The sequence below is a fragment of the Pseudomonas sp. Z3-6 genome, from assembly GCF_051131985.1.
Classification (GTDB): Bacteria; Pseudomonadota; Gammaproteobacteria; order Pseudomonadales; family Pseudomonadaceae; genus Aquipseudomonas; species Aquipseudomonas zanjanensis.
Window position 1 is genome coordinate 1019525 of record NZ_CP071644.1, and the last position, 24462, is coordinate 1043986.

At 61.0% G+C, this 24462-nt stretch carries 23 protein-coding genes; 15 read left to right on the forward strand and 8 right to left on the reverse strand.

Going from position 1 to position 24462, the window contains the following annotated elements; genetic code table 11:
• Positions 1 to 370: 370 nt before the first annotated feature.
• From J3P88_RS04600 to J3P88_RS04615, 4 genes are all read right to left on the reverse strand, one after another.
• A complete protein-coding gene (locus J3P88_RS04600; RefSeq protein ID WP_186709812.1) occupies positions 371 to 862 on the reverse strand; it encodes a GreA/GreB family elongation factor in 492 nt (163 codons plus the stop codon).
• A 58-nt stretch (positions 863 to 920) separates the two neighbouring features.
• Positions 921 to 1277 (reverse strand): hypothetical protein, encoded by a 357-nt coding sequence (locus J3P88_RS04605; RefSeq protein ID WP_434574242.1) that lies wholly within the window; start codon positions 1275 to 1277, stop codon positions 921 to 923.
• A gap of 100 nt (positions 1278 to 1377) precedes the next feature.
• Entirely contained in the window at positions 1378 to 3231 is a 1854-nt protein-coding gene (locus J3P88_RS04610; RefSeq protein WP_434574244.1) for an Lnb N-terminal periplasmic domain-containing protein, read from the reverse strand.
• 87 nt (positions 3232 to 3318) lie between these two features.
• A complete protein-coding gene (locus tag J3P88_RS04615) occupies positions 3319 to 3807 on the reverse strand; it encodes a DUF3015 domain-containing protein (RefSeq protein ID WP_030140293.1) in 489 nt (162 codons plus the stop codon).
• A gap of 274 nt (positions 3808 to 4081) precedes the next feature.
• Here J3P88_RS04615 and J3P88_RS04620 point away from each other — a divergent pair, with 274 nt between their 5' ends.
• The 4 genes from J3P88_RS04620 (at position 4082) to J3P88_RS04635 (ending at position 8613) form a co-directional block, all read left to right on the forward strand.
• Complete coding sequence (locus tag J3P88_RS04620) at positions 4082 to 6520, forward strand: Lon protease family protein (RefSeq protein ID WP_434574246.1); 2439 nt, start codon at positions 4082 to 4084, stop codon at positions 6518 to 6520.
• Positions 6521 to 6829: 309 nt separating this feature from the next.
• Positions 6830 to 7171: a hypothetical protein gene (locus tag J3P88_RS04625; protein WP_186730510.1), complete on the forward strand. Its 342-nt coding sequence runs from the start codon at positions 6830 to 6832 to the stop codon at positions 7169 to 7171.
• A 131-nt stretch (positions 7172 to 7302) separates the two neighbouring features.
• Positions 7303 to 7791, forward strand: a complete 489-nt coding sequence (locus tag J3P88_RS04630; RefSeq protein ID WP_186709819.1) for a TIGR00645 family protein — start codon at positions 7303 to 7305, stop codon at positions 7789 to 7791.
• 204 nt (positions 7792 to 7995) lie between these two features.
• Positions 7996 to 8613, forward strand: a complete 618-nt coding sequence (locus tag J3P88_RS04635) for an FKBP-type peptidyl-prolyl cis-trans isomerase (RefSeq protein ID WP_186709820.1) — start codon at positions 7996 to 7998, stop codon at positions 8611 to 8613.
• Positions 8614 to 8749: 136 nt separating this feature from the next.
• Here J3P88_RS04635 and J3P88_RS04640 read toward each other — a convergent pair whose 3' ends face one another.
• The 3 genes from J3P88_RS04640 to J3P88_RS04650 all read right to left on the reverse strand — a co-directional run bounded on the left by J3P88_RS04640 (position 8750) and on the right by J3P88_RS04650 (position 10722).
• Complete coding sequence (locus J3P88_RS04640; protein WP_003205743.1) at positions 8750 to 9007, reverse strand: PA4570 family protein; 258 nt, start codon at positions 9005 to 9007, stop codon at positions 8750 to 8752.
• A gap of 205 nt (positions 9008 to 9212) precedes the next feature.
• On the reverse strand, positions 9213 to 9554 hold the full coding sequence (locus J3P88_RS04645; protein ID WP_139649853.1) for a zinc ribbon domain-containing protein YjdM: 342 nt from the start codon (positions 9552 to 9554) through the stop codon (positions 9213 to 9215).
• A gap of 199 nt (positions 9555 to 9753) precedes the next feature.
• Entirely contained in the window at positions 9754 to 10722 is a 969-nt protein-coding gene (locus J3P88_RS04650) for a polyprenyl synthetase family protein (protein WP_072346139.1), read from the reverse strand.
• A gap of 239 nt (positions 10723 to 10961) precedes the next feature.
• Between J3P88_RS04650 and rplU the strand changes: the two genes are divergently transcribed.
• The 6 genes from rplU to J3P88_RS04680 all read left to right on the forward strand — a co-directional run bounded on the left by rplU (position 10962) and on the right by J3P88_RS04680 (position 17199).
• A complete protein-coding gene (gene rplU / locus J3P88_RS04655) occupies positions 10962 to 11276 on the forward strand; it encodes a 50S ribosomal protein L21 (protein WP_003176051.1) in 315 nt (104 codons plus the stop codon).
• Positions 11277 to 11311: 35 nt separating this feature from the next.
• Positions 11312 to 11569, forward strand: coding sequence for a 50S ribosomal protein L27 (gene rpmA, locus J3P88_RS04660; protein ID WP_003176049.1), 258 nt, complete (start codon positions 11312 to 11314; stop codon positions 11567 to 11569).
• A gap of 190 nt (positions 11570 to 11759) precedes the next feature.
• Positions 11760 to 12983 (forward strand): Obg family GTPase CgtA, encoded by a 1224-nt coding sequence (cgtA, locus tag J3P88_RS04665; RefSeq protein ID WP_039593902.1) that lies wholly within the window; start codon positions 11760 to 11762, stop codon positions 12981 to 12983.
• A gap of 324 nt (positions 12984 to 13307) precedes the next feature.
• Positions 13308 to 14426, forward strand: a complete 1119-nt coding sequence (gene proB / locus J3P88_RS04670) for a glutamate 5-kinase (protein ID WP_030140287.1) — start codon at positions 13308 to 13310, stop codon at positions 14424 to 14426.
• 9 nt (positions 14427 to 14435) lie between these two features.
• Positions 14436 to 14891 (forward strand): CreA family protein, encoded by a 456-nt coding sequence (locus J3P88_RS04675; RefSeq protein WP_434574253.1) that lies wholly within the window; start codon positions 14436 to 14438, stop codon positions 14889 to 14891.
• Positions 14892 to 15162: 271 nt separating this feature from the next.
• Positions 15163 to 17199 (forward strand): hypothetical protein, encoded by a 2037-nt coding sequence (locus J3P88_RS04680; protein WP_434574255.1) that lies wholly within the window; start codon positions 15163 to 15165, stop codon positions 17197 to 17199.
• Positions 17200 to 17528: 329 nt separating this feature from the next.
• On the opposite strand, the gene rpsT is transcribed toward J3P88_RS04680, so the two are convergent.
• Complete coding sequence (rpsT, locus tag J3P88_RS04685; protein WP_003185593.1) at positions 17529 to 17807, reverse strand: 30S ribosomal protein S20; 279 nt, start codon at positions 17805 to 17807, stop codon at positions 17529 to 17531.
• 254 nt (positions 17808 to 18061) lie between these two features.
• Here rpsT and murJ point away from each other — a divergent pair, with 254 nt between their 5' ends.
• The 5 genes from murJ (at position 18062) to fkpB (ending at position 24448) form a co-directional block, all read left to right on the forward strand.
• Positions 18062 to 19600: a murein biosynthesis integral membrane protein MurJ gene (gene murJ / locus J3P88_RS04690; protein ID WP_434574257.1), complete on the forward strand. Its 1539-nt coding sequence runs from the start codon at positions 18062 to 18064 to the stop codon at positions 19598 to 19600.
• Between the two features lie 129 nt (positions 19601 to 19729).
• The gene (gene ribF / locus J3P88_RS04695) at positions 19730 to 20668 is read left to right on the forward strand and encodes a bifunctional riboflavin kinase/FAD synthetase (RefSeq protein ID WP_186709827.1); all 939 of its coding nucleotides are present in this window, start codon (positions 19730 to 19732) and stop codon (positions 20666 to 20668) included.
• A 13-nt stretch (positions 20669 to 20681) separates the two neighbouring features.
• Complete coding sequence (gene ileS, locus J3P88_RS04700; RefSeq protein ID WP_434574259.1) at positions 20682 to 23513, forward strand: isoleucine--tRNA ligase; 2832 nt, start codon at positions 20682 to 20684, stop codon at positions 23511 to 23513.
• Positions 23506 to 24018: a signal peptidase II gene (gene lspA / locus J3P88_RS04705; RefSeq protein ID WP_186709836.1), complete on the forward strand. Its 513-nt coding sequence runs from the start codon at positions 23506 to 23508 to the stop codon at positions 24016 to 24018. Before ileS ends, lspA begins: the two co-directional genes overlap by 8 nt.
• The gene (fkpB, locus tag J3P88_RS04710) at positions 24011 to 24448 is read left to right on the forward strand and encodes an FKBP-type peptidyl-prolyl cis-trans isomerase (RefSeq protein WP_434574262.1); all 438 of its coding nucleotides are present in this window, start codon (positions 24011 to 24013) and stop codon (positions 24446 to 24448) included. The genes lspA and fkpB overlap by 8 nt, the downstream gene beginning before the upstream one ends.
• Positions 24449 to 24462: the final 14 nt, after the last annotated feature.

The window sequence follows — 24462 nt, forward strand, 5'->3', positions numbered from 1 at the left end:
ACTCGATTTACGACTCCGAGTGCTGGGCTTACAAGAAGTTACGGCGCCATGAGGTTAACTCACCGGTATCCTCTACCTGGCAGTATGCCTTGAAGTCGCTATCGAAGTTTCCAGACATTGCTAACAGTTGCTCACTCATCATACATCTCCTTTGTATTGTCGTGATGCACCGGTAGGTGCGAGGAAAACACTAGCACAGCGCTGATTCGGTACAGGTTCGTTGTTGTGGCCTTATGTTGCTGTTATATATTGCTACAAGTAGGTGGGTGTGCCTGGTTGTCGTTAGGTGTTTGACGTGCTTTGCTCGACATTGTCTGTCCCGGGACGTTCTAAAAATTTATCGTCGGAAAAGATTCTTATGATGCCTTGGTCATCCAGTCTTTATCGCAACAACTTCAATGACAAGGTCGCCCGCCGGTCGCTGCCAGACCACCTCATCCCCAACCTTGGCCCCCAGCAGCGCCCGCCCCAGTGGCGAGCCCCAGTTGATTAAGCCACTGGCTGCATCGGCCTGGTCTTCACCGACCAATTGCACTTGCTGCTCCCGATCCTGCTCATCGGCAAAGGTGACCCAATGCCCGATCCGCACCTGATCAGTAGCGTTCGATGCCACGACCTGGGCGCTTTGCAGGCGTTGGTTGAAATACCGCAGGTCTCGTTCGATGTCGGCGATACGCTGCTTGTCCGCCCGCTCGCCCTGGGCAGTCTGTTGGCTATGCATTTGCTGCAACTCGGCGACCCGCGCCTGCAATTGAGCAAGCCCTGCCGGTGTGACGTAGTTGGGTTGCGCGCTGACCTGGCGCTCGACCGGCTGGTCGGCCTGGGCAGCGGCGTTGTCTTCATTGACGAAGGCGCGGCTCATGAAGTTCTCCTCTGTTGAAGCTTGAGGGTCTTGGTTTCGGTGAGTGCCTATATGCGACTCACGGCGAGCGATAAGCCCGGGCCGCGTCCAGGTCCTTCTGCTGCTGCCAGGCCCGTTCGCGTTCGTCCCAATGGCGCTCGCGGTAGGCGTTACGCTCTTCACTCTCACGCATCGCCTGGCATTGGCGGAAGCCGTCGCTCCAGCCCTCGGCGTAGCGTGCATCCTTGAGGTAACGCGGCACGTCTTTCCTGAATTGGCCGGTGATCACCCCAGCCGCTTGCCGGCCACTGCTGCAGCCATCGTCGTAGCCATCGGCGAAGGCCGGTGGATAACCTCGCGCGATCAGGTCTTCGTGGGTGGTTTCACAACCACCGAGCAACATCAGCACACCCAGTACCATCGCCGCGCGCTTCATTTTCGTTTCCTGCAAATCCCACCTTCAATAAGTCTAGAAGTGGATTCGTCAGAAAGGCGTGAAAGCGCGGTGATCAATCCGTTGGTTGCGCAGGCCAGGGTCAGTAGTGATACCACTTCACCTCAAGCATCACCTCGTTCTCCGGCGAGGCCAATTGGCTGAACTCCCGTTGGGCACTCAGGCGCAGGCCGAGGTTGCGGGACAGTTCCCATTGCTGATTGAGGCTCAGGCTACGACGCACTTCGCCGTTGACGAAATAATCACCCTTGGCTTCCAGGCTCAGGTTGCCCAGCGGGTTTTTCCACAGCACACCGCTATTGAAACCGGCGGCCGGGGCGATGAACTGGGCGAAATCGTTGTTGTGTTCCACCCGCACCGTGCCCAGGGCAAAGCCCAGCACATCGTCGCCCAGGGCCCAGGTGCCGCCCGCGCCGCCGTTGACGTGGCTGACCAAGGTTTCATCGTCGTGTTTGCCCGGCACCCGCTCCAGGCCGCCGGTGACCTGCCAGGACAGCGGTTGCAGCAACTCGTTGCGCGGGGTCAGGGAGCGAATGGTCGCCAGGTCCAGTTGCTGCACCTGCCAGTCGTTGCCCTCGTATTGGCGCAGCTTCAATTGGAGGATTTCGATCTGTGCCCCCAGCGGAAAGCTCTCTGCATTGTCGTTGAGATCGTGATAGGCCATGCGCAAGCCATATTCGCCGAATGCCCGGTCGCCCCGCGTGCCGAGGCCGGCCTGCCAGGTGCGCGATTGGTGACCATCTTCGGGCAGGCCCGGTTGCGGGATCTCGAGTTCCGGTGCGGGGTTCTGGTTGATCGCCCGCAACAGTTCGAAGCTGCGCTGGGCCCGTTGCGGATCACGTTCCTGGCCGTTGGCGCGATAGCGCTCCAGGCGATAGGCCGCATCGATGATCAGCGCTTGGCGCTCACGCGGCAGCGCCTTGAAGGCCGGCGTTTGCAACTGCTGCTGGTCGGCGCTGACCTTCAGCACCCATTGCTGCTCATCATCGCTGAGCGGTTCGGCGCGGCTGAGCAGTTCCCGTTCCCGGGACGGCCGATACTGGATGCTTTCCACCAAGCCGGCTTCCTTCACCGCCTTGACGGTGTCGGTGGGAATCGCTGTCAGCGGGAATTGTTCGGTCAGGCGCAGGCTGGGGCGGGCCACTTGCAACAGCTCGAGCAAGCGATAGGAGCAGTTTTCGTCGAAGAAGAAATAGTCGAACTGGATCTGCTTGAGTTCCCAGACATGCTCGACCATGCGCTCGGTTTCCGCCTGGCTCAGGTTGAGGCGGTATTCCCACAGGTCGCGGTTTTCCAGGCTACGGTACTCGGAGAGTTTTTCCTGGTACGGCACCAGGGCGAACAGGCCGGGGTAACCGCCCATCAGGCCTTTCCAGGCATAGAGGAGGCTATTGTCGGAGCCTTCGATATAGGCACCGAAGTTGATTGCGTAGCTGAGCAGGGCAGTCTTGTCGCTTTGTACGTCGGCCTGGTCGATGCGCAACAGGGTGTGGCCGAACATAGAGGATGGGCTGTTGAGGTACGCGGCCGGGAAAATCATCACCGCGCTGTGGGGCGAGACGTCCTTGAACCATTGGGTGAAATCGCTGCAATCGACTGCCGGCAGGTCTGTCAGGTTGAGCTGCGCCTTGAGCCAGCGGGTTCGCGCCGGGTAGACGCACTGGGCATGTTGCTGGCCGGCGTTGGCTGGGCCATACAAGGCTTGCAGCGTGGCGGTCAGTTCACGGTCGGGATGTTCGTTGCCATCGGGGGCGAGGAAGAATTTTTTCTCGCTGATATAGCTGCGCCAACCGCCGAGCTTGGCGGTTTCGTAGTGGCCCAGGGAAATCCAGAAGCGGTCATTGGCCAGTTGCTGCAAACGTTGAGGGTCGACATGAGGTGCGGCGGACAGCGGGGCGCACACACAGAGCGCCAGCCAGGCAAGGCGTTTGAGCATAGTCGGCTACTTGGAAAGTCGAAAAATAAAGACCGAAGGGCCCCAAAAAGAAAACCCGCTCCCCGAGAGGAGCGAGTGCTGCCGAGCTTAAGCTTGAGTGGCGTACTTGGCCAGGCGTGGGTCGTTTTTCAGCACGGCCAGGGTGTTGGTATGCACGTCTTCGGCAGTTACGTCAGCTTTGCTGAAGATCTGCTGGAAGTGCTCGTGGGTCACAGCGGAGAAATGCGCGCGGTCTTCCGGCGCCACGCCCAGTACCACGGCGTAGGTAGTCAGCGCTTCGCCCTGACCCTTGGCCATGTCTTCGGACAGCTCGTTCATCATCCCATTCATGGCCAGCCAGGACTTGCCGCCGTAGGTCAGTGCCGCGTTGGTCGAGCAGCCGTTGGTGCCGGAGGTCATGCCGAAGGTGGCGTTACCGGACGTGCCGTTGGTGGTGGATGCCAGGAAGTGTGCCGGAGTGCCACGCTGACCTTCGAACAGCATGTTGCCCCAGCCGCAATCCGGGCCGCCCGGCGCCTGAGCCATGGCGTTGATGGATACAGCGGTGAAGAGAGTACCGAGAAGAATCCGTTTCATAGCTATGTTCTCTTTATGTGCATACCGATGGACAAGGTCTGGCCCCTACAGCAGCCAGTGGGCCGGTTATTGTTCCAGCCGCGCAGTTTGGAGTTTAGGCACGATCCGAGGGTTCCGTGACATTTTGCAAAAACATTACAGGTGATCACCGTTTTACGGGGCCCTGCCCGGGGTTTTGCCGTTGGCTATGCTTTGGTCAGAGGCGCTCCTTGCCAGTCAGGTACAGGCGGCGCCAGAATGCCGCTATCTGCCCCGCCTGATGTAAGGAAGCCCGATGCCTGATCCTGTTGCTGCCAGCTTGCGTCTAGCGCCCGAAGCGCTGACCCGTCCGTTTTCCGCTGAACAGTTCAGCTTCTCTACCACCAATGATCTGGAGCCCTTCCGCGGTGTGCTTGGCCAGGAACGTGCGGTCGAAGCCTTGCAGTTCGGCGTGGCCATGCCACGCCCCGGTTACAACGTATTCGTCATGGGCGAGCCGGGCACCGGCCGGTTTTCGTTCGTCAAACGCTACCTCAAGGCCGAAGGCAAGCGCCTGCAGACCCCGGCGGACTGGGTCTACGTCAACAATTTCGATGAGCCCCGCGAACCCCGCGCCCTGGAACTGCCCTCGGGCACGGCGGGTGCGTTCATCGGTGACATCAACGGCTTGATCGACAACCTGCTGGCGACCTTTCCGGCGGTGTTCGAGCACCCGTCCTACCAGCAGAAGAAAAGCGCCATCGACCGCGCCTTCAACCAGCGCTATGACCGAGCCCTGGATGTGATCGAGCGCCTGGCGCTGGAGAAGGACGTCGCGCTGTACCGTGACAGCAGCAACATTGCCTTCACGCCGATGAGCGAAGGCAAGGCCCTGGACGAGGCGGAGTTCGCCCAGTTGCCGGAAGCCGAGCGTGAGCGTTTCCACGAGGACATCTCTGGCCTGGAGGAGCGCTTGAACGAAGAGCTCGCCAGCCTGCCGCAATGGAAGCGCGAGTCCAGCAACCAGTTGCGCCACCTCAACGAAGAAACCATCATCCTGGCCCTGCAACCGTTGCTGGCGCCGCTGTCGGAAAAGTACGCAGAGAACGCCGCGGTCTGTGGCTATCTGCAGGCCATGCAGGTGTATCTGCTCAAGACCGTGGTCGAGCAACTGGTGGACGACAGCAAGAGCGACGCCATCGCCCGTAAACTGCTGGAGGAACAATACGCCCCGAGCCTGGTGGTCGGGCATCCGTCCAGCGGTGGCGCGCCGGTGGTGTTCGAACCGCACCCGACCTACGACAACCTGTTCGGCCGGATTGAATACAGCACCGACCAGGGCGCGCTCTACACCACCTACCGACAACTGCGTCCGGGCGCCTTGCACCGGGCCAATGGCGGCTTCCTGATCCTGGAAGCGGAAAAAATGCTCAGCGAACCGTTCGTATGGGATGCGCTCAAGCGCGCCCTGCAATCGCGCAAGCTGAAGATGGAATCGCCCCTGGGTGAAATGGGACGCCTGGCCACGGTGACCCTGACGCCGCAACACATCCCGTTGCAGGTCAAGGTCGTGATCATCGGCGCCCGCCAGCTCTATTACGCCTTGCAGGACCTGGATTCGGACTTCCAGGAAATGTTTCGCGTGCTGGTGGATTTCGACGAAGACATCCCGATGGGCGACGAGAGCCTGGAGCAGTTCGCCCAGTTGCTCAAGACCCGCACTTCGGAAGAAGGCATGGCGCCCCTGACCGCCGACGCGGTGGCGCGCCTGGCGACCTACAGCGCCCGCCTGGCTGAACACCAGGGCCGCTTGTCGGCGCGCATCGGTGATTTGTTCCAGTTGGTCAGCGAGGCGGATTTCATTCGCCAATTGGCCGGTGACGAAATGACCGACGCCGGCCACATCGAACGTGCGCTCAAGGCCAAGGCCACCCGCACCGGGCGTGTTTCGGCGCGGATCCTCGACGACATGCTGGCCGGGATCATCCTGATCGACACCGCAGGTGCGGCGGTGGGCAAATGCAACGGACTGACGGTGCTTGAGGTCGGCGACTCGGCGTTTGGCGTGCCGGCACGGATTTCCGCCACGGTGTACCCGGGCGGCAGCGGCATCGTCGACATCGAGCGGGAGGTCAACCTTGGCCAGCCGATCCACTCCAAGGGCGTGATGATCCTCACCGGTTACCTGGGCAGTCGTTATGCCCAGGAATTCCCGCTGGCGATCTCGGCCAGCATCGCCCTGGAGCAATCCTACGGTTATGTGGACGGCGACAGTGCGTCCCTGGGCGAGGCGTGCACGCTGATCTCGGCCCTGTCGAAGACGCCGTTGAAGCAGTGCTTCGCCATCACCGGCTCGATCAACCAGTTCGGGGAAGTGCAGGCGGTGGGCGGGGTCAACGAGAAGATCGAAGGCTTCTTCCGCCTCTGCGAAGCCCGGGGTTTGACCGGTGAGCAGGGGGCAATCATTCCCCAGGCCAACGTCGCGACCCTGATGCTTGATGAGAAAGTGCTGGCCGCCGTGCGCGCCGGGCAGTTCCACGTCTATGCGGTGCGTCAGGCCGACGAAGCCCTGAGCCTGCTGGTGGGCGAGCCTGCCGGCGAGCCGGATGAAAACGGTGAGTTCCCGGAGGGCAGCGTCAACGCCCGGGTGGTGGAGCGGCTGCGGGTGATCGCGGAGATGATCAGCGAAGACGACATCAAGGAAGCGGAAAAGGAACTGGCGCAGCAGGCCTTGGCGGAGGCCAAGCCGGCTTGAGGCAATATTCGCGGCAATAAGCTGTTGTGGCGAGGGAGCTTGCTCCCGCTGGAGGGCGCAGCACTCCCAATCCAAATGGGGGTCGCTGCGCAACCCAGCGGGAGCAAGCTCCCTCGCCACAAAAGCCGGTAAATAGTCACAGATCTGGCGTCAATATTCACACTGTGACCGCTCGGCGCATTCTGGTCTCGAAATCCCGTGAGGCCGGAACTTTTCTTCTATCCTCAGCTCAAGGATAACGAGAGTCATCATTGGATCGAAACAGTCTCCTCCCGAGGCTGAATACCGGATCTACCGAGGGGCGCCGCCATGTCGCGCAACCTTTGCCTCACTCGTCAATGCCTGGGCCTTGTCACCCGTATCGAATGCGCCATCCGCCCCCTGGCGGGAGATACCGGGATGTGGACCTTGCTCTTCGCCGCTGGAATGGCGGGCGAACAACCCTCCGCCATCAAGGCCCAAGGGCCATTCCCCGGCCCGACTGCCGCCGAAACCATCCTCGATACCATTGTGCAAAGCCTGACCTTGCACGGCTATGAGCTGGCCGACGACCCGCAGATCTGGTCCTTGCACATGCAGGCCCAACTGCGTGAAATCAATGGAGGCCGTTGTCGCAACGTCGGCGGCTTCGAGTTTCGTCCGCTGCATTGAAAGCCGGCACCGCACGGGCAGTGGCAGTAAAGTTTTGACACAAGGCGGGGACCAGGGACGGCCCCGGCATTTGTGGGGCTGGTCATGGCTGATATACTCGCCGCGATTTTTCAGCCCAGGTGTGAGATTCAATGGAACGCTTTATCGAAAACGCAATGTACGCCTCCCGTTGGCTGCTGGCGCCGATCTACTTCGGGCTGTCCCTCGGCCTGCTGGCCTTGGCGTTGAAATTCTTCCAGGAAGTCTTCCACGTCATCCCCAACGTCTTTTCCATGGCCGAGTCAGAGCTGATCCTGGTGCTGCTGTCGCTGATCGACATGGCGCTGGTGGGCGGCCTGCTGGTGATGGTGATGATTTCCGGCTACGAGAACTTCGTCTCGCAACTGGATATCGCCGACGACAAGGAAAAGCTCAACTGGCTGGGTACCATGGACTCTTCGTCGCTGAAGATGAAAGTCGCCGCCTCGATCGTGGCCATCTCGTCCATCCACCTGCTGCGCATCTTCATGGATGCCAAGAACGTCGATCCCGACCACTTGATGTGGTACGTGATTATCCACATGACCTTCGTGGTCTCGGCGTTTGCCATGGGCTACCTGGACAAACTGACCAAGCACTGAGGTCTATCGACCGCGCTGATGCAACGCCCGCCTGTAGAGCCACAGGCGGGCGTTGTCGTTTCCGGCGCCGCACTTTGGCGCGAGGGCTCGTCACCCGCTGTGGCATCTGTGCTAGTCTGCTCGCCCTTTTGGTTCCGGGCGCTCCGGGAGGCGCTGTGGCACACACGGCAATTTCTCGAGCCGTCCGCACAGCGGAGCAGCATCATGTCCGAAGTTAACCTGTCCACCGACGAAACCCGCGTCAGCTACGGCATTGGCCGTCAGTTGGGCGACCAACTGCGCGACAACCCACCACCGGGTGTCAACCTGGACGCGATCCTGGCCGGTCTGACTGACGCGTTCGCCGGCAAGCCAAGCCGTGTGGGCCAGGACGAGATGTCCGCCAGCTTCAAGGTCATTCGTGAAATCATGCAAGCCGAAGCAGCCGCCAAGGCTGAAGCCGCTGCTGGCGAAGGCCGCGCGTTCCTGGCGGAAAACGCCAAGCGTGAAGGCATCACCACCCTGGCTTCCGGCCTGCAATTCGAAGTGCTGACCCAGGGTGAAGGCGCCAAGCCGACCCGTGAAGACCAGGTGCGTACCCACTACCACGGCACCCTGATCGACGGCACCGTGTTCGACAGCTCCTACGATCGTGGCCAGCCAGCCGAATTCCCGGTAGGCGGCGTGATCCCAGGCTGGACCGAAGCCCTGCAACTGATGAACGCCGGCAGCAAATGGCGCCTGTACGTGCCGAGCGAACTGGCCTACGGCGCTCAAGGCGTTGGCAGCATTCCACCGCACAGCGTGCTGGTGTTCGACGTCGAGCTGTTGGACGTCCTGTAAGACCCTGCCCGGTTTACCGCCGGACAAATACATGTGGGAGCGGGCTTGCTCGCGAATGCGGGTTGTCAGTCGACTTTTTCGTTAACTGACACACCGCTTTCGCGAGCAAGCCCGCTCCCACATAGAGGTTGCTGCTTCATCCGTGGAACCTGCCGCTGAAATCACCCGTCGGGCGCAACGCCCGGGCATAGCAGAACAGGAACAGATTACGCACCAGCTCCTTGAGCACCAGTGGCTCACTGGAATTGAGGCTGTTGAGGTCCAGGTCTCCTTGGTCCTGCAGCTCATTCAAGGCTTCTTCTTCAAGCACCGCACAGACTTCCCCGGTTTCCCGATGCAGGATCCTGAGGTAGGGATGTGGGCGGTCCAGCCAGGCATCGATCAAATAAGTCATGGTTCTCATCTCCTTGATGGGTTCGATGAGAATAATTCTTATTCGCTAAATAGCAAGTCTCTATTGGTGTTCCGATTGTTTTTCTGACGATGGGTTGTGGTAGCTCAAGACGACTGGCACTTGGCTAACGCCCGGGAAATAGGGCTGAAGCGGGGAGGGTGAAGCTCCATCCCACACGCGGGGCATGGGATGGAATACAGCAGGATCAGACTTTTCTGACGAACTCGGATTTGAGTTTCATCGGGCCGATGCCGTCGATCTTGCAATCGATGTCGTGATCGCCGTCGCACAGGCGGATGTTCTTGACCTTGGTGCCGACCTTGACCACCAGTGAGGTGCCCTTGACCTTGAGGTCCTTGATCACGGTGATGGTGTCGCCGTCCTGCAGGACGTTGCCGACCGAATCTTTCTTCACGGTGTCGTCGGACGCCGCTTCAACTTCGCCGCTGGCGGACCACTCGTGGGCACACTCCGGGCAGACCAGTTGGGTGCCGTCTTCGTAAGTGTATTCGGAATTGCATTTCGGGCAGGGAGGCAACGTGCTCACTAAGGTTCCTTGGGTATCAGGAGGGCAAAAGGGCGCACATTATATAGGGTTTTGTTACGAGGAGGGTGATACGGGGCTCTTGTGGCGAGGGAGCTTGCTCCCGCTGGGCTGCGAAGCTGCCCCTTATGGCACTTGCGGTCGCTGCGCAACCGAGCGGGAGCAAGCTCCCTCGCCACAAAAGCTCGCCGTTTTCATGCAATCAATGGGTACGGGCGACCGCAAACTCGCTCAGTTCCACCAGCGCATCGCGGTATTCGCTGGCTGGCAGGGCATCGAGGCATTTGATTGCGCGGGCGACGTAGTCCCGAGCCAGTTTCGCGGTGTATTCCAGCGAGCCGGAGGCTTCGACCGCGACACGGATGCTCTCGAGGTCTTCGATCCCGCCTTTCTGGATCGCCTGGCGTACCAGTGCCGCCTGTTCCGGCGTGCCCTCGCGCATGGTGTAGATCAGCGGCAGGGTCGGCTTGCCTTCGGCCAAGTCGTCACCGACGTTCTTGCCCAGGGTTTCGGCGTCGCCCTTGTAGTCGAGCAGGTCGTCCACTAGCTGGAAGGCCACGCCCAGGTGGTCGCCGAAGGTGCGCAGCGCTTCGCTCTGCTCGGCGCTGGCACCGGCCAGGGCGGCGGCGCTGTGGGTCGAGGCTTCGAAGAGCATCGCGGTCTTGCCGCGGATGACTTCCATGTAGGTTTCTTCGGTGGTGCTGGCATCGCGTACCTTGGACAGCTGCAGCACTTCGCCTTCGGCGATGATGCGCGTGGCCTGGGACAGGATCTTCATCACCGGCATCGAGCCCAGCTCGACCATCATCTCGAACGAGCGCGAATACAGGAAGTCACCCACCAGCACGCTCGGGGCGTTGCCCCACATGGCGTTGGCGGTCGAACGGCCACGGCGCATGCCGGACATGTCGACCACGTCGTCGTGCAGCAGGGTCGCGGTGTGCAGGAATTCGATGGTGGCGGCCAGCAGGCGCATGTCGTCGCCTTCGCGACCCAGGGCCTTGCCGCACAGCAGTACCAATAAAGGTCGCAGGCGTTTGCCGCCGGCCGAAGTGATGTAGTCGCCGATTTTCGATACCAGCGGCACTCGGGAAGTCAGCTGCTTCTTGATGATGCCGTCGACGGCACTAAAATCGTCCGCCACTGCGCGGTAGAAAGCTTGGGGTTGCATCAGCGACAGGCGCTCCAGAAGGGTTGCGCGGCATGCTAGGACCCACGTCCGCAGGTGTCAAGGCGCGATAGACGGCTACTTGCAAGGCTGTTGCGGCTTGCGTACAATCGCGCACCCTGAACTTCCTGGGCAGCACCTGCCTTACGCAATTGCATCCGGGCCTTCCAGCCCATGCAGCCATGCCAGCCAATACCTCTTCTTATAAAGCGCTGGGTGAGCAGGATTATCGGAGAAATACCATGTCGTACGCAGTAATTGTTACTGGTGGCAAGCAATACAAGGTCGCCCCAGGTGAATACCTGAAGATCGAAAAACTGGAAATCGCTACCGGCGAATCCGTGACTTTTGATCGCGTTCTGTTGGTCGCCAATGGCGATGACGTGAATATCGGCGCTCCAGTCGTTGCTGGCGCTACCGTTGTGGCTGAAGTGATCTCCCAAGGTCGTCACGATAAAGTCCGCATCATCAAGTTCCGTCGCCGTAAGCACCACATGAAGCGTATGGGCCACCGCCAGTGGTACACCGAGATCAAAATCACCGGTATTCAGGCTTAATTTCAGCCTAATTCCTCACTAGGAGAATTGAACTCATGGCACACAAAAAAGCTGGTGGTAGTACCCGTAACGGTCGCGACTCAGAAGCCAAACGCCTTGGCGTGAAGATGTATGGCGGCCAGAAAATCATTCCGGGCAACATCATCGTGCGTCAGCGCGGCACCCAATTCCACGCCGGTTACGGTGTTGGCATGGGTAAGGATCACACCCTCTTCGCGAAAATCGAAGGCGTGATCAAGTTTGAAGTAAAGGGCGCGTTCAACCGCCGTTACGTGAGCGTTGTCGCAGCTTAATTGCGAGATCGCTGGAAAAGCCCTGTCTTGCGACGGGGCTTTTTCGTTTGTGGGGTGAGTCTCTTGCAAAACTGTTTGTATGGGCTGTCGGCGCTGCGGTTGGGGCGTGTCATCAGGTCGCTGCGCTCATTTTTGCAAGAGTCTTATGTCTTGTTTTTTTGGCTCGTCCGTATGGCGAGAGGCGTGTGTCATGAAGTTTGTTGATGAAGTATCGATTCGAGTGAAGGCCGGCGACGGCGGCAATGGTTGCATGAGTTTCCGTCGGGAAAAGTTCATTGAAAACGGTGGTCCGAACGGCGGCGACGGGGGCGACGGTGGCTCGATCTACATGCTCGCCGACGAAAACCTCAACACCCTGGTGGATTACCGTTACACCCGGCACTTCGATGCCGAGCGTGGCTCCAACGGCGGCAGCACCGACTGCACCGGCAAGAAGGGCGAAGACCTGATCCTGCGCGTGCCGGTTGGCACCACGGTGATCGATTCGGCCACCCAGGAAGTGATCGGCGACCTGACCAAGGCGGGCCAGCGTCTGCTGGTCGCCCATGGCGGTTGGCACGGCCTGGGCAACACCCGTTTCAAATCCAGTACCAACCGCGCGCCGCGCCAGACCACGCCAGGCAAGCCGGGCGAGCAGCGTGACCTTAAGCTGGAAATGAAAGTGCTGGCCGATGTGGGCCTGCTGGGCCTGCCGAACGCCGGTAAAAGTACCTTCATTCGCTCGGTCTCCGCCGCCAAGCCGAAAGTGGCCGACTACCCGTTCACCACCCTGGTGCCGAACCTGGGCGTGGTCAGTGTCGACCGCTGGAAGAGCTTCGTGATCGCCGACATTCCGGGATTGATCGAAGGTGCTTCCGAGGGCGCCGGCCTGGGGATTCGTTTCCTCAAGCACTTGTCCCGTACCCGTTTGTTGCTGCACCTCGTCGACATGGCGCCGCTGGATGAAACCAGTGCTGCCGATGCTGCCGAAGTCATCGTCAACGAGCTGACCAAGTTCAGCCCGGCCCTGGCCGAGCGTGACCGTTGGCTGGTGCTGAACAAGTGTGACCAGATCCTTGAAGAAGAGCATGAGGAGCGGGTCAAGGAAATCGTCGATCGCCTGGAGTGGGAAGGTCCGGTCTACGTGATCTCGGCCATCGCCAAGGAAAACACCGAGCGCCTGTGCCACGACATCATGCGCTACCTGGAAGATCGTGCCGACCGCCTGGCCAACGACCCGGCCTACAAGGAAGAGCTGGCCGAGCTGGATCAGCGTATCGAAGACGAGGCCCGTGCCCAGTTGCAAGCGCTGGACGACCAGCGTGCCTTGCGCCGCAGTGGCGTGAAGTCGGTCCATGACATCGGTGACGACGATTGGGACGAAGAGGATGTGGATGACGAAGATGGCCCGGAAATCATCTACGTTCGCGACTGATCGTGTGCTGATACCGCTCAGTTGAAGCCAAGACCTGTGTGAGCGAATCTGTAGGAGCAAAGCTTGCTCGCGATAGCGGTTTTGCAGCCAGCAAAGGTGCTGGATGTGATGCCGCATCGCGAGCAAGCTTTGCTCCCACAGGCTTACTCCCTTAAGGATTCTCGGGGGCAGGTTTAACTGGTCCAGTGCGGTGTTATCATCGCTGCCAGCCGGTTTCCAAGGCGCCGCTCATTCGAGCGGCGTTTTGGTATCTGTAAAACGCAAATACGAATAATCCCATGGGCGGCGCTGGGTCGCGCCGTTCGCTGGCAAAGGTTGAAGATGATGCGGAGCAAGGTGACGGGTGCGCAGCGCTGGGTCGTGAAGATCGGCAGTGCACTGCTGACAGCGGATGGCAAAGGCCTGGATCGCCAGGCGATGGCGGTGTGGGTCGAGCAGATGGTGGCCTTGCATGAGGCTGGCGTCGAGCTGGTATTGGTCTCTTCCGGGGCGGTGGCTGCCGGTATGAGCCGCCTGGGCTGGACGTCGCGACCCAGCGCGATGCATGAGCTGCAGGCTGCCGCCGCCATCGGCCAGATGGGCCTGGTGCAGGCCTGGGAGTCGAGCTTTGCCGAGCATGGCCGCCATACGGCGCAGATCCTGCTGACCCATGACGACCTGTCCGACCGCAAGCGCTACCTCAATGCCCGCAGTACCTTGCGGGCGCTGGTGGAGCTTAAAGTCATCCCGGTGATCAACGAAAACGACACGGTGGTCACCGACGAGATCCGTTTCGGCGATAACGACACCCTGGCCGCGCTGGTGGCGAACCTGGTGGAGGCGGACCTGCTGGTGATCCTCACGGATCGCGACGGCATGTTCGATGCCGACCCGCGCAACAACCCCGATGCCAAGCTGATCTACGAAGCCCGTGCCGACGACCCGGCGCTGGATGCGGTGGCGGGCGGCACTGGCGGTGCGCTGGGTCGTGGCGGCATGCAGACCAAGTTGCGTGCGGCGCGTCTGGCGGCGCGCTCCGGCGCTCACACCATCATTGTCGGCGGGCGCTTGGAGCGGGTGCTGGATCGTCTGAAGTCGGGCGAACGCATTGGCACCTTGCTCTCCCCGGAGCGCGGCATGCTGGCGGCGCGCAAGCAGTGGCTGGCTGGGCACCTGCAAACCCGTGGCACGCTGGTGCTGGACGCCGGTGCCGTATCGGCCCTGTCCCAGGGCAACAAGAGCCTGCTGCCGGTGGGCGTGAAGCTGGTCCAGGGCAGTTTCCGCCGGGGCGAAATGGTCGTTTGCGTGGCGCCGGACGGTCGTGAGATCGCTCGCGGCCTGGCTAACTACAGCGCGCTGGAAGCGCAGAAAATCATCGGTCAGTCGTCTGATGCGATTGTCGGTCTGTTGGGTTACATGGCGGAGCCCGAACTGGTTCACCGTGACAACCTGATCCTCGTCTAAGGAAAAATCATGGGTTTGGCAAAAGGATTGATCGGCTTGCTGCTGGCAGTGCCGCTGCTGGCTTCGGCCGAAGAAATCGGTCAGGTGTCCACCGTGTTCAAGTTCGTCGGGCCGAATGACCGGATTGTGGTCGAGGCGTTCGACGATCCTAAGGTGGATGGCGTGACCTGCTACCTGTCGCGAGCCAAGACTGGGGGTGTAAAAGGCGGCCTGGGCCTGGCCGAAGATCGCGCCGAGGCGTCCATCGCCTGTCGCCAGGTCGGGCCGATCAGCTTCAAGGGTGAGCTCAAGGACGGCGAAGAGGTGTTTCGCGAACGCACTTCGCTGGTGTTCAAGACCATGCAAGTGGTGCGGTTCCTCGATAAGAGGCGCAATACGCTGGTGTACCTGGTCTACAGCGACCGGGTGATCGAGGGCAGTCCGCAAAATGCGGTGACCGCCATTCCGATCTTGCCTTGGCGTTAAGTATCGGCTGATGAGCGAGCCAGTCGGCCAATGCCGATCAGTTGAGTGAATGTCACGAGGAAACGCACAGACCGTGGCGAGGGAGCTTGCTCCCGCTGGGTCGCGAAGCGGCCTTGTTTTGGGGCTGCTGCGCAGCCCAGCGGGAGCAAGCTCCCTCGCCACAGGATGATTGCCCGGCTTTATTTCGCTTAACTGACGGGCATTAAGCCAGTCGGCTCGTTTTTTTCAATGTCCATGGATGTTGTTGTGCTTTTGGCGCGAAGGGATTCGTATGCGTTCGTTTTTGCTGCTGTTTGTATTGAGTTGTTCTGTTTCCGTCGGGGCCCTGGCCGAGCCGTTTTATAACGCCAAGCCCCTGGCCCATCCGCTGATAAAAAGCTCCCAGGAGAGTGGGGTGACGCTGGCGTTTATCCGCGAAGCGGAAGGTGTCGTGGGCTACTCATGCCTGTGCGATTCGCCGGATGGCGCGCCGCAAGTGCTCGACCGGTATGGCGATGCCAGTGTCGAGTCGGTGTTCTATGCCAGCCTCGACAGTGATCTCCAGACGTTGGTCGTGCTGTCCCGGGCGAAGGGGCAGTACGCCCTTCATGGTTATCGGTTCGTGCCGTCTGCCGGGACGTATCGCCGGCTCGAGACGCTTCAGCCGGTGCTGGATCGTATCGCTGCCAATCGCAAGGTCCTCAATGCCGCCATTGTCCAAAAAGCCCTGGGCGCGTTGCCGCCTTACGCTTACGGCGCCGTGGTGCCCGTGACCGGTATCGTTGAATTCGACACGCTCAATCCCGCTGACGGTACGCTGGTGGGCTACTTCGGTGTCGATGGTGTCCCGGCCTCGGCGGGACAGCCGGCGGAGGATCCTCATCGCGATACCTACAAAAAGACCTTCCAGCAGCGCGAAGGGCGCTGGCTCACGCTGACGTATGAGCGCGTGTCGCCTCGGGATGAGGATGTGGGGGCTGCGTATAGCGTCAGCCGGATGGCTTGGGAAACCCGTCCGGAGCTGTACCGAGGCTCTGAGGATGGGGTGGGAGCGATCGTGGGGGATAGGCAGCTCTGGGCGCTGGGTTCGTATGCCCAGGGCAAGAAATCGGGTCAGTGGAAGGAGTTTGGCCCGTCAGGCGACGAGTCTACCGGCGCCTATGTAGATGGGGTGCGCCAGGGGCCGTGGGTTATTAGTGATAGGGGGACGGTTTCCAAAGGCATGATCGTCGATGACTTCTACGAGGGGCGCTGGACGATCGAGGGGTACGACGATGAGGTGCTGATGTCGGGCTTCGATACTTACAAGCACGGTGATTTTGACGGGCCTTCCGAGCGTGTGCGTCATGGCGAGGTGATCCAGCGCGGCGATTTCGTGGCGGGCATACAGCACGGGGATTGGAAAATGCCGTGGGGCGAGGGGCGTTACGTGCAAGGCGTCCGGGAGGGGCGTTGGACATTGAAGGTGGAGGGCGGTGGCGTCCAGACCGTGGATTTTGTTGCCGACAAGAGGCACGGCGAGTTGCGAGAAGTGGATGCTGCGGGGGTGTTGCGGCGGGTCGAGCACTACCGGGCGGGTGTGTTGGATGGGTTGAAAGAGACCTATGCGGCGAATGGCAAGCTCACCTATTCGGCCCACTACGCCAATGGTCAGATCGAAGGGCGGGCGCTGACCTACACGGACGACGGTGCCGTGCTGCTGTCGGATATCTCCTGGCGTTACGGTTCGCGAGAGGGCGCCTTTCGTCTCTACCATCCCAATGGCCAGCCCGATACGGTGGCAACGTACGAAAAGGATGAGCCCATTGGCAATGTGCAGTCATTCGACGCGAATGGGGTGTTGATCGCGGACCGCAACTATTGCCATGTGCCGGATGGGAAGTACACCCGCATCAAGTTGTGCGGCAAGCAGCGCGGGGCGTTCAATAACGGCCACTTCGATTCCGAAAGTGACTACCTGTTTGGTAACGAGCAGAGTGCCCGCTATACCCAGGATGGGCGCAATGTGCGGGAGGTGTTGCTGGGGCCTGATGATCGTGTGACTCACAAGGAGTACTACCCCAGCGGTCAGTTGAAGTCCTCCGAGGCTCGGCAGGGGTTCCGGCTGATAACGGTCTACGGGCGCGAATACAAGGACTATTCGTACGCCAGGCGCGAAGGCGAGACGGTCTACTACTACCCGACGGGTGTGGTCGAGCGCCGCATGACCTTCAAGGATGACAAGATCGTGGGCTGCTACACCGGCTACGACGAGGCGGGCGCACAGAACTTCCCGCCACCAGGAGGTTGCCCTCCGCCGAAGCCGGTGGTGTTCAATTTCGGCGAGTAGGGATTCTGATTTCCCTGATCAATGTGGGAGCTTGCTCGCGAAGGCGGCTGCACAGTCAATATCCCTGCTAGCTGACCCATCGCTTTCGCGAGCAAGCCCGCTCCCACAGGGAGGTTGTGGTGAGTGGAAAATGTATGCCCGCTGCAGATCCAGTGTGGGAGCGAGCCTGCTCGCGAAGACGGCGATACCGTCACCCTCTCCATTGACTGACCCGCCGCCATCGCGAGCAAGCTCGCTCCCACAAGGGGAGGGGCTGCTCTGGTTGGGGGGGGCAAATCGCAGGCAATAAAAAACCGACCCTGAGGTCGGTTTTTTAATGAGCGCGTCGCTTAGGCAGCAGCGGCAACGTTCAGGGCCTTTACGTGGCCATTCAGGCGGCTCTTATGGCGAGCAGCCTTGTTCTTGTGGATGATGCCTTTATCGGCCATGCGGTCGATAACTGGCACAGCCAGAACGTAAGCAGCTTGAGCTTTTTCAGCGTCTTTTGCGTCGATGGCCTTGACTACGTTCTTGATGTAGGTACGGACCATGGAACGCAGGCTGGCGTTGTGGCTGCGACGCTTCTCAGCCTGTTTTGCACGTTTTTTGGCGGAAGGTGTGTTGGCCACCGTCGAGCTCCTCGAAAGACTTTTTGGGAAATAGCAAACAAAATAGGCCGCGAATCATGCCGATGAGTTGAAGTCTTGTCAAGGGCGGGTGACGCGTTCCGCTGAATGGCAGGTGCTGCGCACCGAAGGATTTCTTTCCGGCGTGCGACCTGTAAACTCGCGGGCTTTGGCTCTGCACTGTTTAGCGGCGCGGAGTATCGCACAAGTGGGCGCGTTGTTCGCCTGCTGTTTATCGACAGGCAAAAACTCTTTTCATGAATCTGCTCAAATCGTTGGCCGCCGTCAGCTCTATCACGATGCTTTCCCGCGTCCTGGGGTTCGTTCGCGATACGTTGATCGCACGGATATTCGGCGCCGGGATGGCCACCGACGCCTTCTTCATCGCCTTCAAACTGCCCAACCTGTTGCGGCGGATCTTCGCCGAAGGCGCGTTCTCCCAGGCTTTCGTGCCGATCCTGGCGGAATATAAAAGCCAGAAAGGCGACGAGGCGACTCGCACATTCATTGCCTACGTCACCGGCCTGCTGACCTTGGTGCTGGCGCTGGTCACGGCCGCCGGCATGCTCGCCGCGCCCTGGGTGATCTGGGCCACGGCGCCGGGCTTTACCGATACCCCGGAAAAATTCCAGCTCACCGCTGACCTGCTGCGGGTGACCTTTCCTTATATATTGCTGATTTCCCTGTCGTCCCTGGCCGGGGCGATCCTCAATACCTGGAACCGCTTTTCCGTGCCGGCCTTTGTGCCGACCCTGCTCAACGTCAGCATGATCGTGTTCGCGGTATTCCTGACGCCTTACTTCGATCCGCCGGTAATGGCCCTGGGCTGGGCGGTACTGGTCGGCGGCCTGGCGCAACTGTTGTATCAACTGCCACACCTGAAAAAGATCGGCATGCTGGTGCTGCCGCGGCTGAACCTGCGCGACAGCGGCGTGTGGCGGGTGATGAAGCAGATGCTGCCGGCGATCCTCGGGGTGTCGGTGAGCCAGATTTCCTTGATCATCAACACCATCTTTGCCTCGTTCCTGGTGGCCGGCTCGGTGTCGTGGATGTACTACGCCGATCGCTTGATGGAATTACCATCCGGTGTGCTGGGCGTGGCCTTGGGCACGATCCTGCTGCCAACCCTGGCCAAGACCTACGCCAGCCAGGACCGCCACGAATATTCGCGGATCCTCGATTGGGGCCTGCGCCTGTGTTTCGTGCTGGTGCTGCCGTGTGCGCTGGCGCTGGGGATCCTCGCCGAACCGTTGACCGTCTCGTTGTTCCAGTACGGTCAGTTCAATGCCTTTGATGCCTTGATGACTCAGCGGGCACTGATCGCTTACTCGGTGGGCTTGCTCGGGATCATCGTGATCAAGGTGCTGGCCCCAGGGTTCTACGCCCAGCAGAACATCCGCACGCCGGTGAAGATCGCCATTTTCACCCTGGTGATGACGCAACTGTTCAACCTGCTGCTCATCGGCCCATTGGCCCACGCGGGCCTGGCCCTGGCGATCAGCGCCGGTGCCTGCCTCAACGCCGGGCTGCTGTTCTATCAGTTGCGCAAGCAGAAGATGTATCAACCACAACCGGGCTGGGCCAAGTTCGGCCTCAAGCTGCTGGTGGCCGTGGCGGTGATGTCGGCGGTGTTGCTGGGGGCCATGCATTTCATGCCGGCCTGGGGCGAAGGGCAGATGCTCGAGCGTTTCCTGCGCCTGGGCGCCCTGGTGGTGGCCGGCGTGGTGGCGTATTTCGGCATGTTGCTGCTGATGGGGTTCCGTCTGCGCGACTTCAACCGCAAGGCCTTGAGCTGAGGGCGGGCCCTCGATAATCCCGGGCCGGGCAGTGGTTTTGTCGGTTCGATCACTTTGGGGTGCGGTGTTGCCTGTCGTCGGCCGCCGGGTGTGGTTATAATCGGCCACTTTATGAGCAAGAAGCGCGTTATGCAGCTGGTTCGAGGCCTCCACAACCTGCGCCCCCAGCATCGGGGCTGTGTCGCCACTATTGGCAACTTTGACGGTGTTCACCGTGGCCACCAGGCTATCCTGGCGCGGCTGCGCGAGCGTGCGCTGGAATTGGGCGTGCCCAGCTGCGTGGTGATCTTCGAGCCGCAGCCACGGGAGTTTTTCGCCCCGGACACCGCCCCGGCCCGTTTGGCCCGGTTGCGGGACAAGCTGCAACTGCTGGCCGCCGAAGGCGTCGACCGGGTCCTGTGCCTGGCCTTCAACCAGCGCCTGAGCAAACTCAGCGCCGCCGAATTCGTCGAGACCATCCTGGTGGACGGTCTCGATGTGAAACATCTGGAAGTCGGCGATGATTTCCGTTTCGGTTGCGACCGGTCCGGGGATTTCGATTACCTGCAACAGGCCGGTATCGCCCAGGGGTTCACCGTCGAAGCGGCGCAGACCGTCGAGATGGATGGCTTGCGCGTCAGCAGCACCCAGGTCCGCAATGCCTTGGCGGCGGCTGACTTCGAATTGGCCGAGCGCTTGCTCGGCCGGCCGTACCGGATTGCCGGGCGGATCCTGCACGGGCAGAAACTGGCGCGCCAACTGGGCACGCCGACGGCCAACGTGCAGCTCAAGCGCCGTCGTGTGCCGCTGACCGGGGTGTTCCTGGTGAGTGTCGAGATCGACGGCAAGACCTGGCCCGGCGTCGCCAACATCGGCGTGCGACCCACGGTCCAGGGCGATGGCAAGGCCCACCTTGAAGTACATGTTCTGGATTTTGCCGGCGATCTGTATGACCGGCGTTTGACGGTGGTTTTCCACCATAAGCTGCGTGAAGAGCAGCGTTTTGCCTCCCTGGAGGCGCTCAAGACGGCGATCCATGCAGATATCGCCGCCGCCCGTGCCCTTGTCGCAACCAGCGCCAATCGCTAATGAAGAGCCTTAAATGACCGACTATAAAGCCACGCTAAACCTTCCGGACACCGCCTTCCCAATGAAGGCCGGCCTGCCTCAGCGCGAACCACAGATTCTGCAGCGTTGGGACAGCATTGGCCTGTACGGAAAGTTGCGCGAAATTGGCAAGGATCGTCCGAAGTTCGTCCTGCACGACGGCCCTCCGTACGCCAACGGCACCATCCACATCGGTCACGCGCTGAACAAGATTCTCAAGGACATGATCATCCGCTCCAAGACCCTGTCGGGTTTTGATGCGCCGTATGTCCCGGGCTGGGACTGCCATGGCCTGCCGATCGAGCACAAGGTCGAAGTGACCCACGGCAAGAACCTGGGCGCGGACAAGACCCGCGAGCTGTGCCGTGCCTACGCCACCGAGCAGATCGAAGGGCAGAAATCCGAATTCATCCGCCTCGGCGTGCTGGGCGACTTCGCCAACCCGTACAAGACCATGGACTTCAAGAACGAAGCCGGTGAAATCCGTGCCCTGGCGAAAATCGTCGAGGGCGGCTTCGTGTTCAAGGGCCTCAAGCCGGTGAACTGGTGCTTCGATTGCGGTTCGGCCCTGGCCGAGGCGGAAGTCGAGTACGAAAACAAGAAGTCCTCGACCATCGACGTCGCGTTCCCGATCGCCAATGAAGACAAGCTCGCCGCCGCGTTCGGCCTGGGCAAGCTGGCCAAGCCCGCATCGATCGTGATCTGGACCACCACCCCGTGGACCATCCCGGCCAACCAGGCGCTGAACGTCCACCCGGAATTCAACTACGCCTTGGTCGACGTCGGCGACAAGCTGCTGGTGCTGGCCGAAGAACTGGTCGAAGCCTGCCTGGCCCGCTACAACCTCGAAGGTTCGGTGATCGCCACCGCCCCGGGTTCGGCGCTGGAGCTGATCAATTTCCGCCATCCGTTCTATGACCGCCTGTCGCCAGTGTACCTGGCCGACTACGTGGAGTTGGGCGCGGGCACTGGCGTGGTTCACTCCGCGCCGGCCTATGGCGTCGACGACTTCGTGACCTGCAAGAAATACGGCATGGTCAACGACGACATCCTCAACCCGGTGCAGAGCAATGGCGTGTACGCGCCATCGCTGGAGTTCTTTGGCGGCCAGTTCATCTGGAAAGCCAACCCGGCCATCGTCGACAAGCTGACCGAAGTGGGTGCGCTGCTGCACACCACCGTCATCGAACACAGCTACATGCACTGCTGGCGCCACAAGACCCCGCTGATCTACCGCGCCACCGCGCAGTGGTTCATCGGCATGGACAAGCAGCCCACCAGCGGCGACACCTTGCGTCAGCGTTCGCTCAAGGCTATCGAAGAGACCCAGTTCGTTCCGGCCTGGGGCCAGGCACGCCTGCACTCGATGATCGCCAACCGTCCGGACTGGTGCATCTCCCGCCAGCGTAACTGGGGCGTGCCGATCCCGTTCTTCCTGAACAAGGAAAGCGGCGAGTTGCACCCGCGCACCGTCGAACTGATGGAAGCGGTGGCCAAGCGTGTCGAAGCCGAAGGCATCGAGGCCTGGTTCAAGATGGATGCCGCCGAGCTGCTGGGCGACGAAGCACCGCTGTACGACAAGATCAGCGACACCCTGGACGTCTGGTTCGACTCCGGCACCACCCACTGGCACGTGCTGCGCGGTTCGCACCCGATGGGCCACGAGACCGGCCCACGCGCCGACCTGTACCTGGAAGGCTCGGACCAACACCGTGGCTGGTTCCACTCGTCCTTGCTGACCGGTTGCGCCATCGACAATCACGCGCCGTACCGCGAGTTGCTGACCCACGGCTTCACCGTCGATGAGTCTGGCCGCAAGATGTCCAAGTCCCTGGGCAACGTGATCGCGCCGCAAAAGGTCAACGACACCCTGGGCGCCGACATCATGCGCCTGTGGGTGGCGTCCACCGACTATTCCGGCGAGATGGCCGTTTCCGAGCAGATCCTGCAGCGCAGCGCGGACGCCTACCGGCGGATCCGTAACACCGCGCGCTTCCTGCTTTCGAACCTGACCGGCTTCAACCCGGCCACCGACCTGCTGCCGGCCGAGGAAATGCTCGCGCTGGACCGTTGGGCCGTGGACCGTACCTTGCTGCTGCAACGCGAGTTGCAGGAGCACTACGGCGAATACCGCTTCTGGAACGTCTATTCCAAGATCCACAACTTCTGCGTGCAGGAGCTGGGTGGTTTCTACCTCGACATCATCAAGGACCGCCAGTACACCACCGGCGCCAACAGCAAGGCCCGTCGTTCGTGCCAGACCGCGCTGTTCCACATCAGCGAGGCCCTGGTGCGCTGGATCGCGCCGATCCTGGCGTTCACCGCCGACGAGCTGTGGCAGTACCTGCCAGGCGAGCGCAACGACTCGGTGATGCTCAACACCTGGTACGAAGGCCTGACCGAACTGCCGCAAGGCTTCGAGCTGGACCGTGCGTATTGGGATCGCGTGATGGCAGTCAAGGCTGCGGTCAACAAGGAAATGGAGATCCAGCGGGCAGCCAAGGCTGTCGGCGGCAACCTCCAGGCCGAAGTGACCCTCTACGCCGAAGATGCCCTGGGCGCCGACCTGGCGAAGCTGGGCAACGAACTGCGCTTCGTGCTGATCACCTCCACCGCCAGTGTCGCGCCGTTGGTGCAGGCGCCGGCCGATGCGGTGGCCACTGAAGTCAGCGGCCTGAAGCTGAAGATCGTCAAGTCGAACCACACCAAGTGCGCCCGCTGCTGGCACTGCCGTGAAGACGTCGGCGTGAACCCGGAGCATCCGGAAATCTGCGGTCGTTGCGTGGACAACATCAGTGGTGCTGGCGAGGTTCGTCATTATGCCTAACGCAGCGGGCCGCTTCGGGCGGTTGGGCTGGCTCTGGTTGAGCGTGCTGGTCCTGGTCATCGACCAGGCCAGCAAGTACCACTTCGAGAACTCGCTGACGATGTACCAGCAGATCGTGATCATTCCCGATTATTTCAGCTGGACCCTGGCCTACAACACCGGGGCGGCGTTCAGTTTCCTGGCCGACAGCTCCGGCTGGCAGCGCTGGCTGTTCGCCCTGATCGCCATTGTGGTCAGCGCCGTGCTGGTGGTCTGGCTCAAGCGCCTGGGGCGCAATGAGACTTGGCTGGCGGTGGCGCTGGCCTTGGTGCTCGGTGGGGCCTTGGGCAATCTCTATGATCGCATCGCCCTGGGCCACGTCATCGATTTCATCCTGGTGCATTGGCAGAACCGCTGGTATTTCCCGGCGTTCAACTTTGCCGACAGTGCCATCAGCGTGGGCGCGGTGATGCTCGCCCTGGATATGTTCAAGAGCAAGAAAACCGGAGAAGCCGTCCATGACTGAGCAGCGTATCGCTCAAAACACCGAAGTGAAGCTTCACTTCGCCCTGCACCTGGAAAACGGCGACACCGTCGACAGCACCTTCGACAAGGCGCCGGCGGTGTTCAAGGTCGGTGACGGTAACCTGCTGCCGGGCTTCGAAGCGGCGATCTTCGGTTTCAAGGCCGGCGACAAGCGCACCATGGTCGTGCCACCAGAAAACGCCTTTGGTCAGCCCAACCCGCAAAACGTGCAGACCATGCCACGCTCCCAGTTCCAGGACATGGAGCTGTCCGAGGGCCTGCTGGTGATCTTCAACGACGCGGCCAATACCGAATTGCCGGGCGTGGTGAAGGCTTTTGATGACGCCCAGGTGACCGTGGACTTCAACCATCCGCTGGCGGGCAAGACCTTGAACTTCGAGGTGGAAATCCTCGAAGTGAAGGCGTTGTAACTGACTGGATGCGG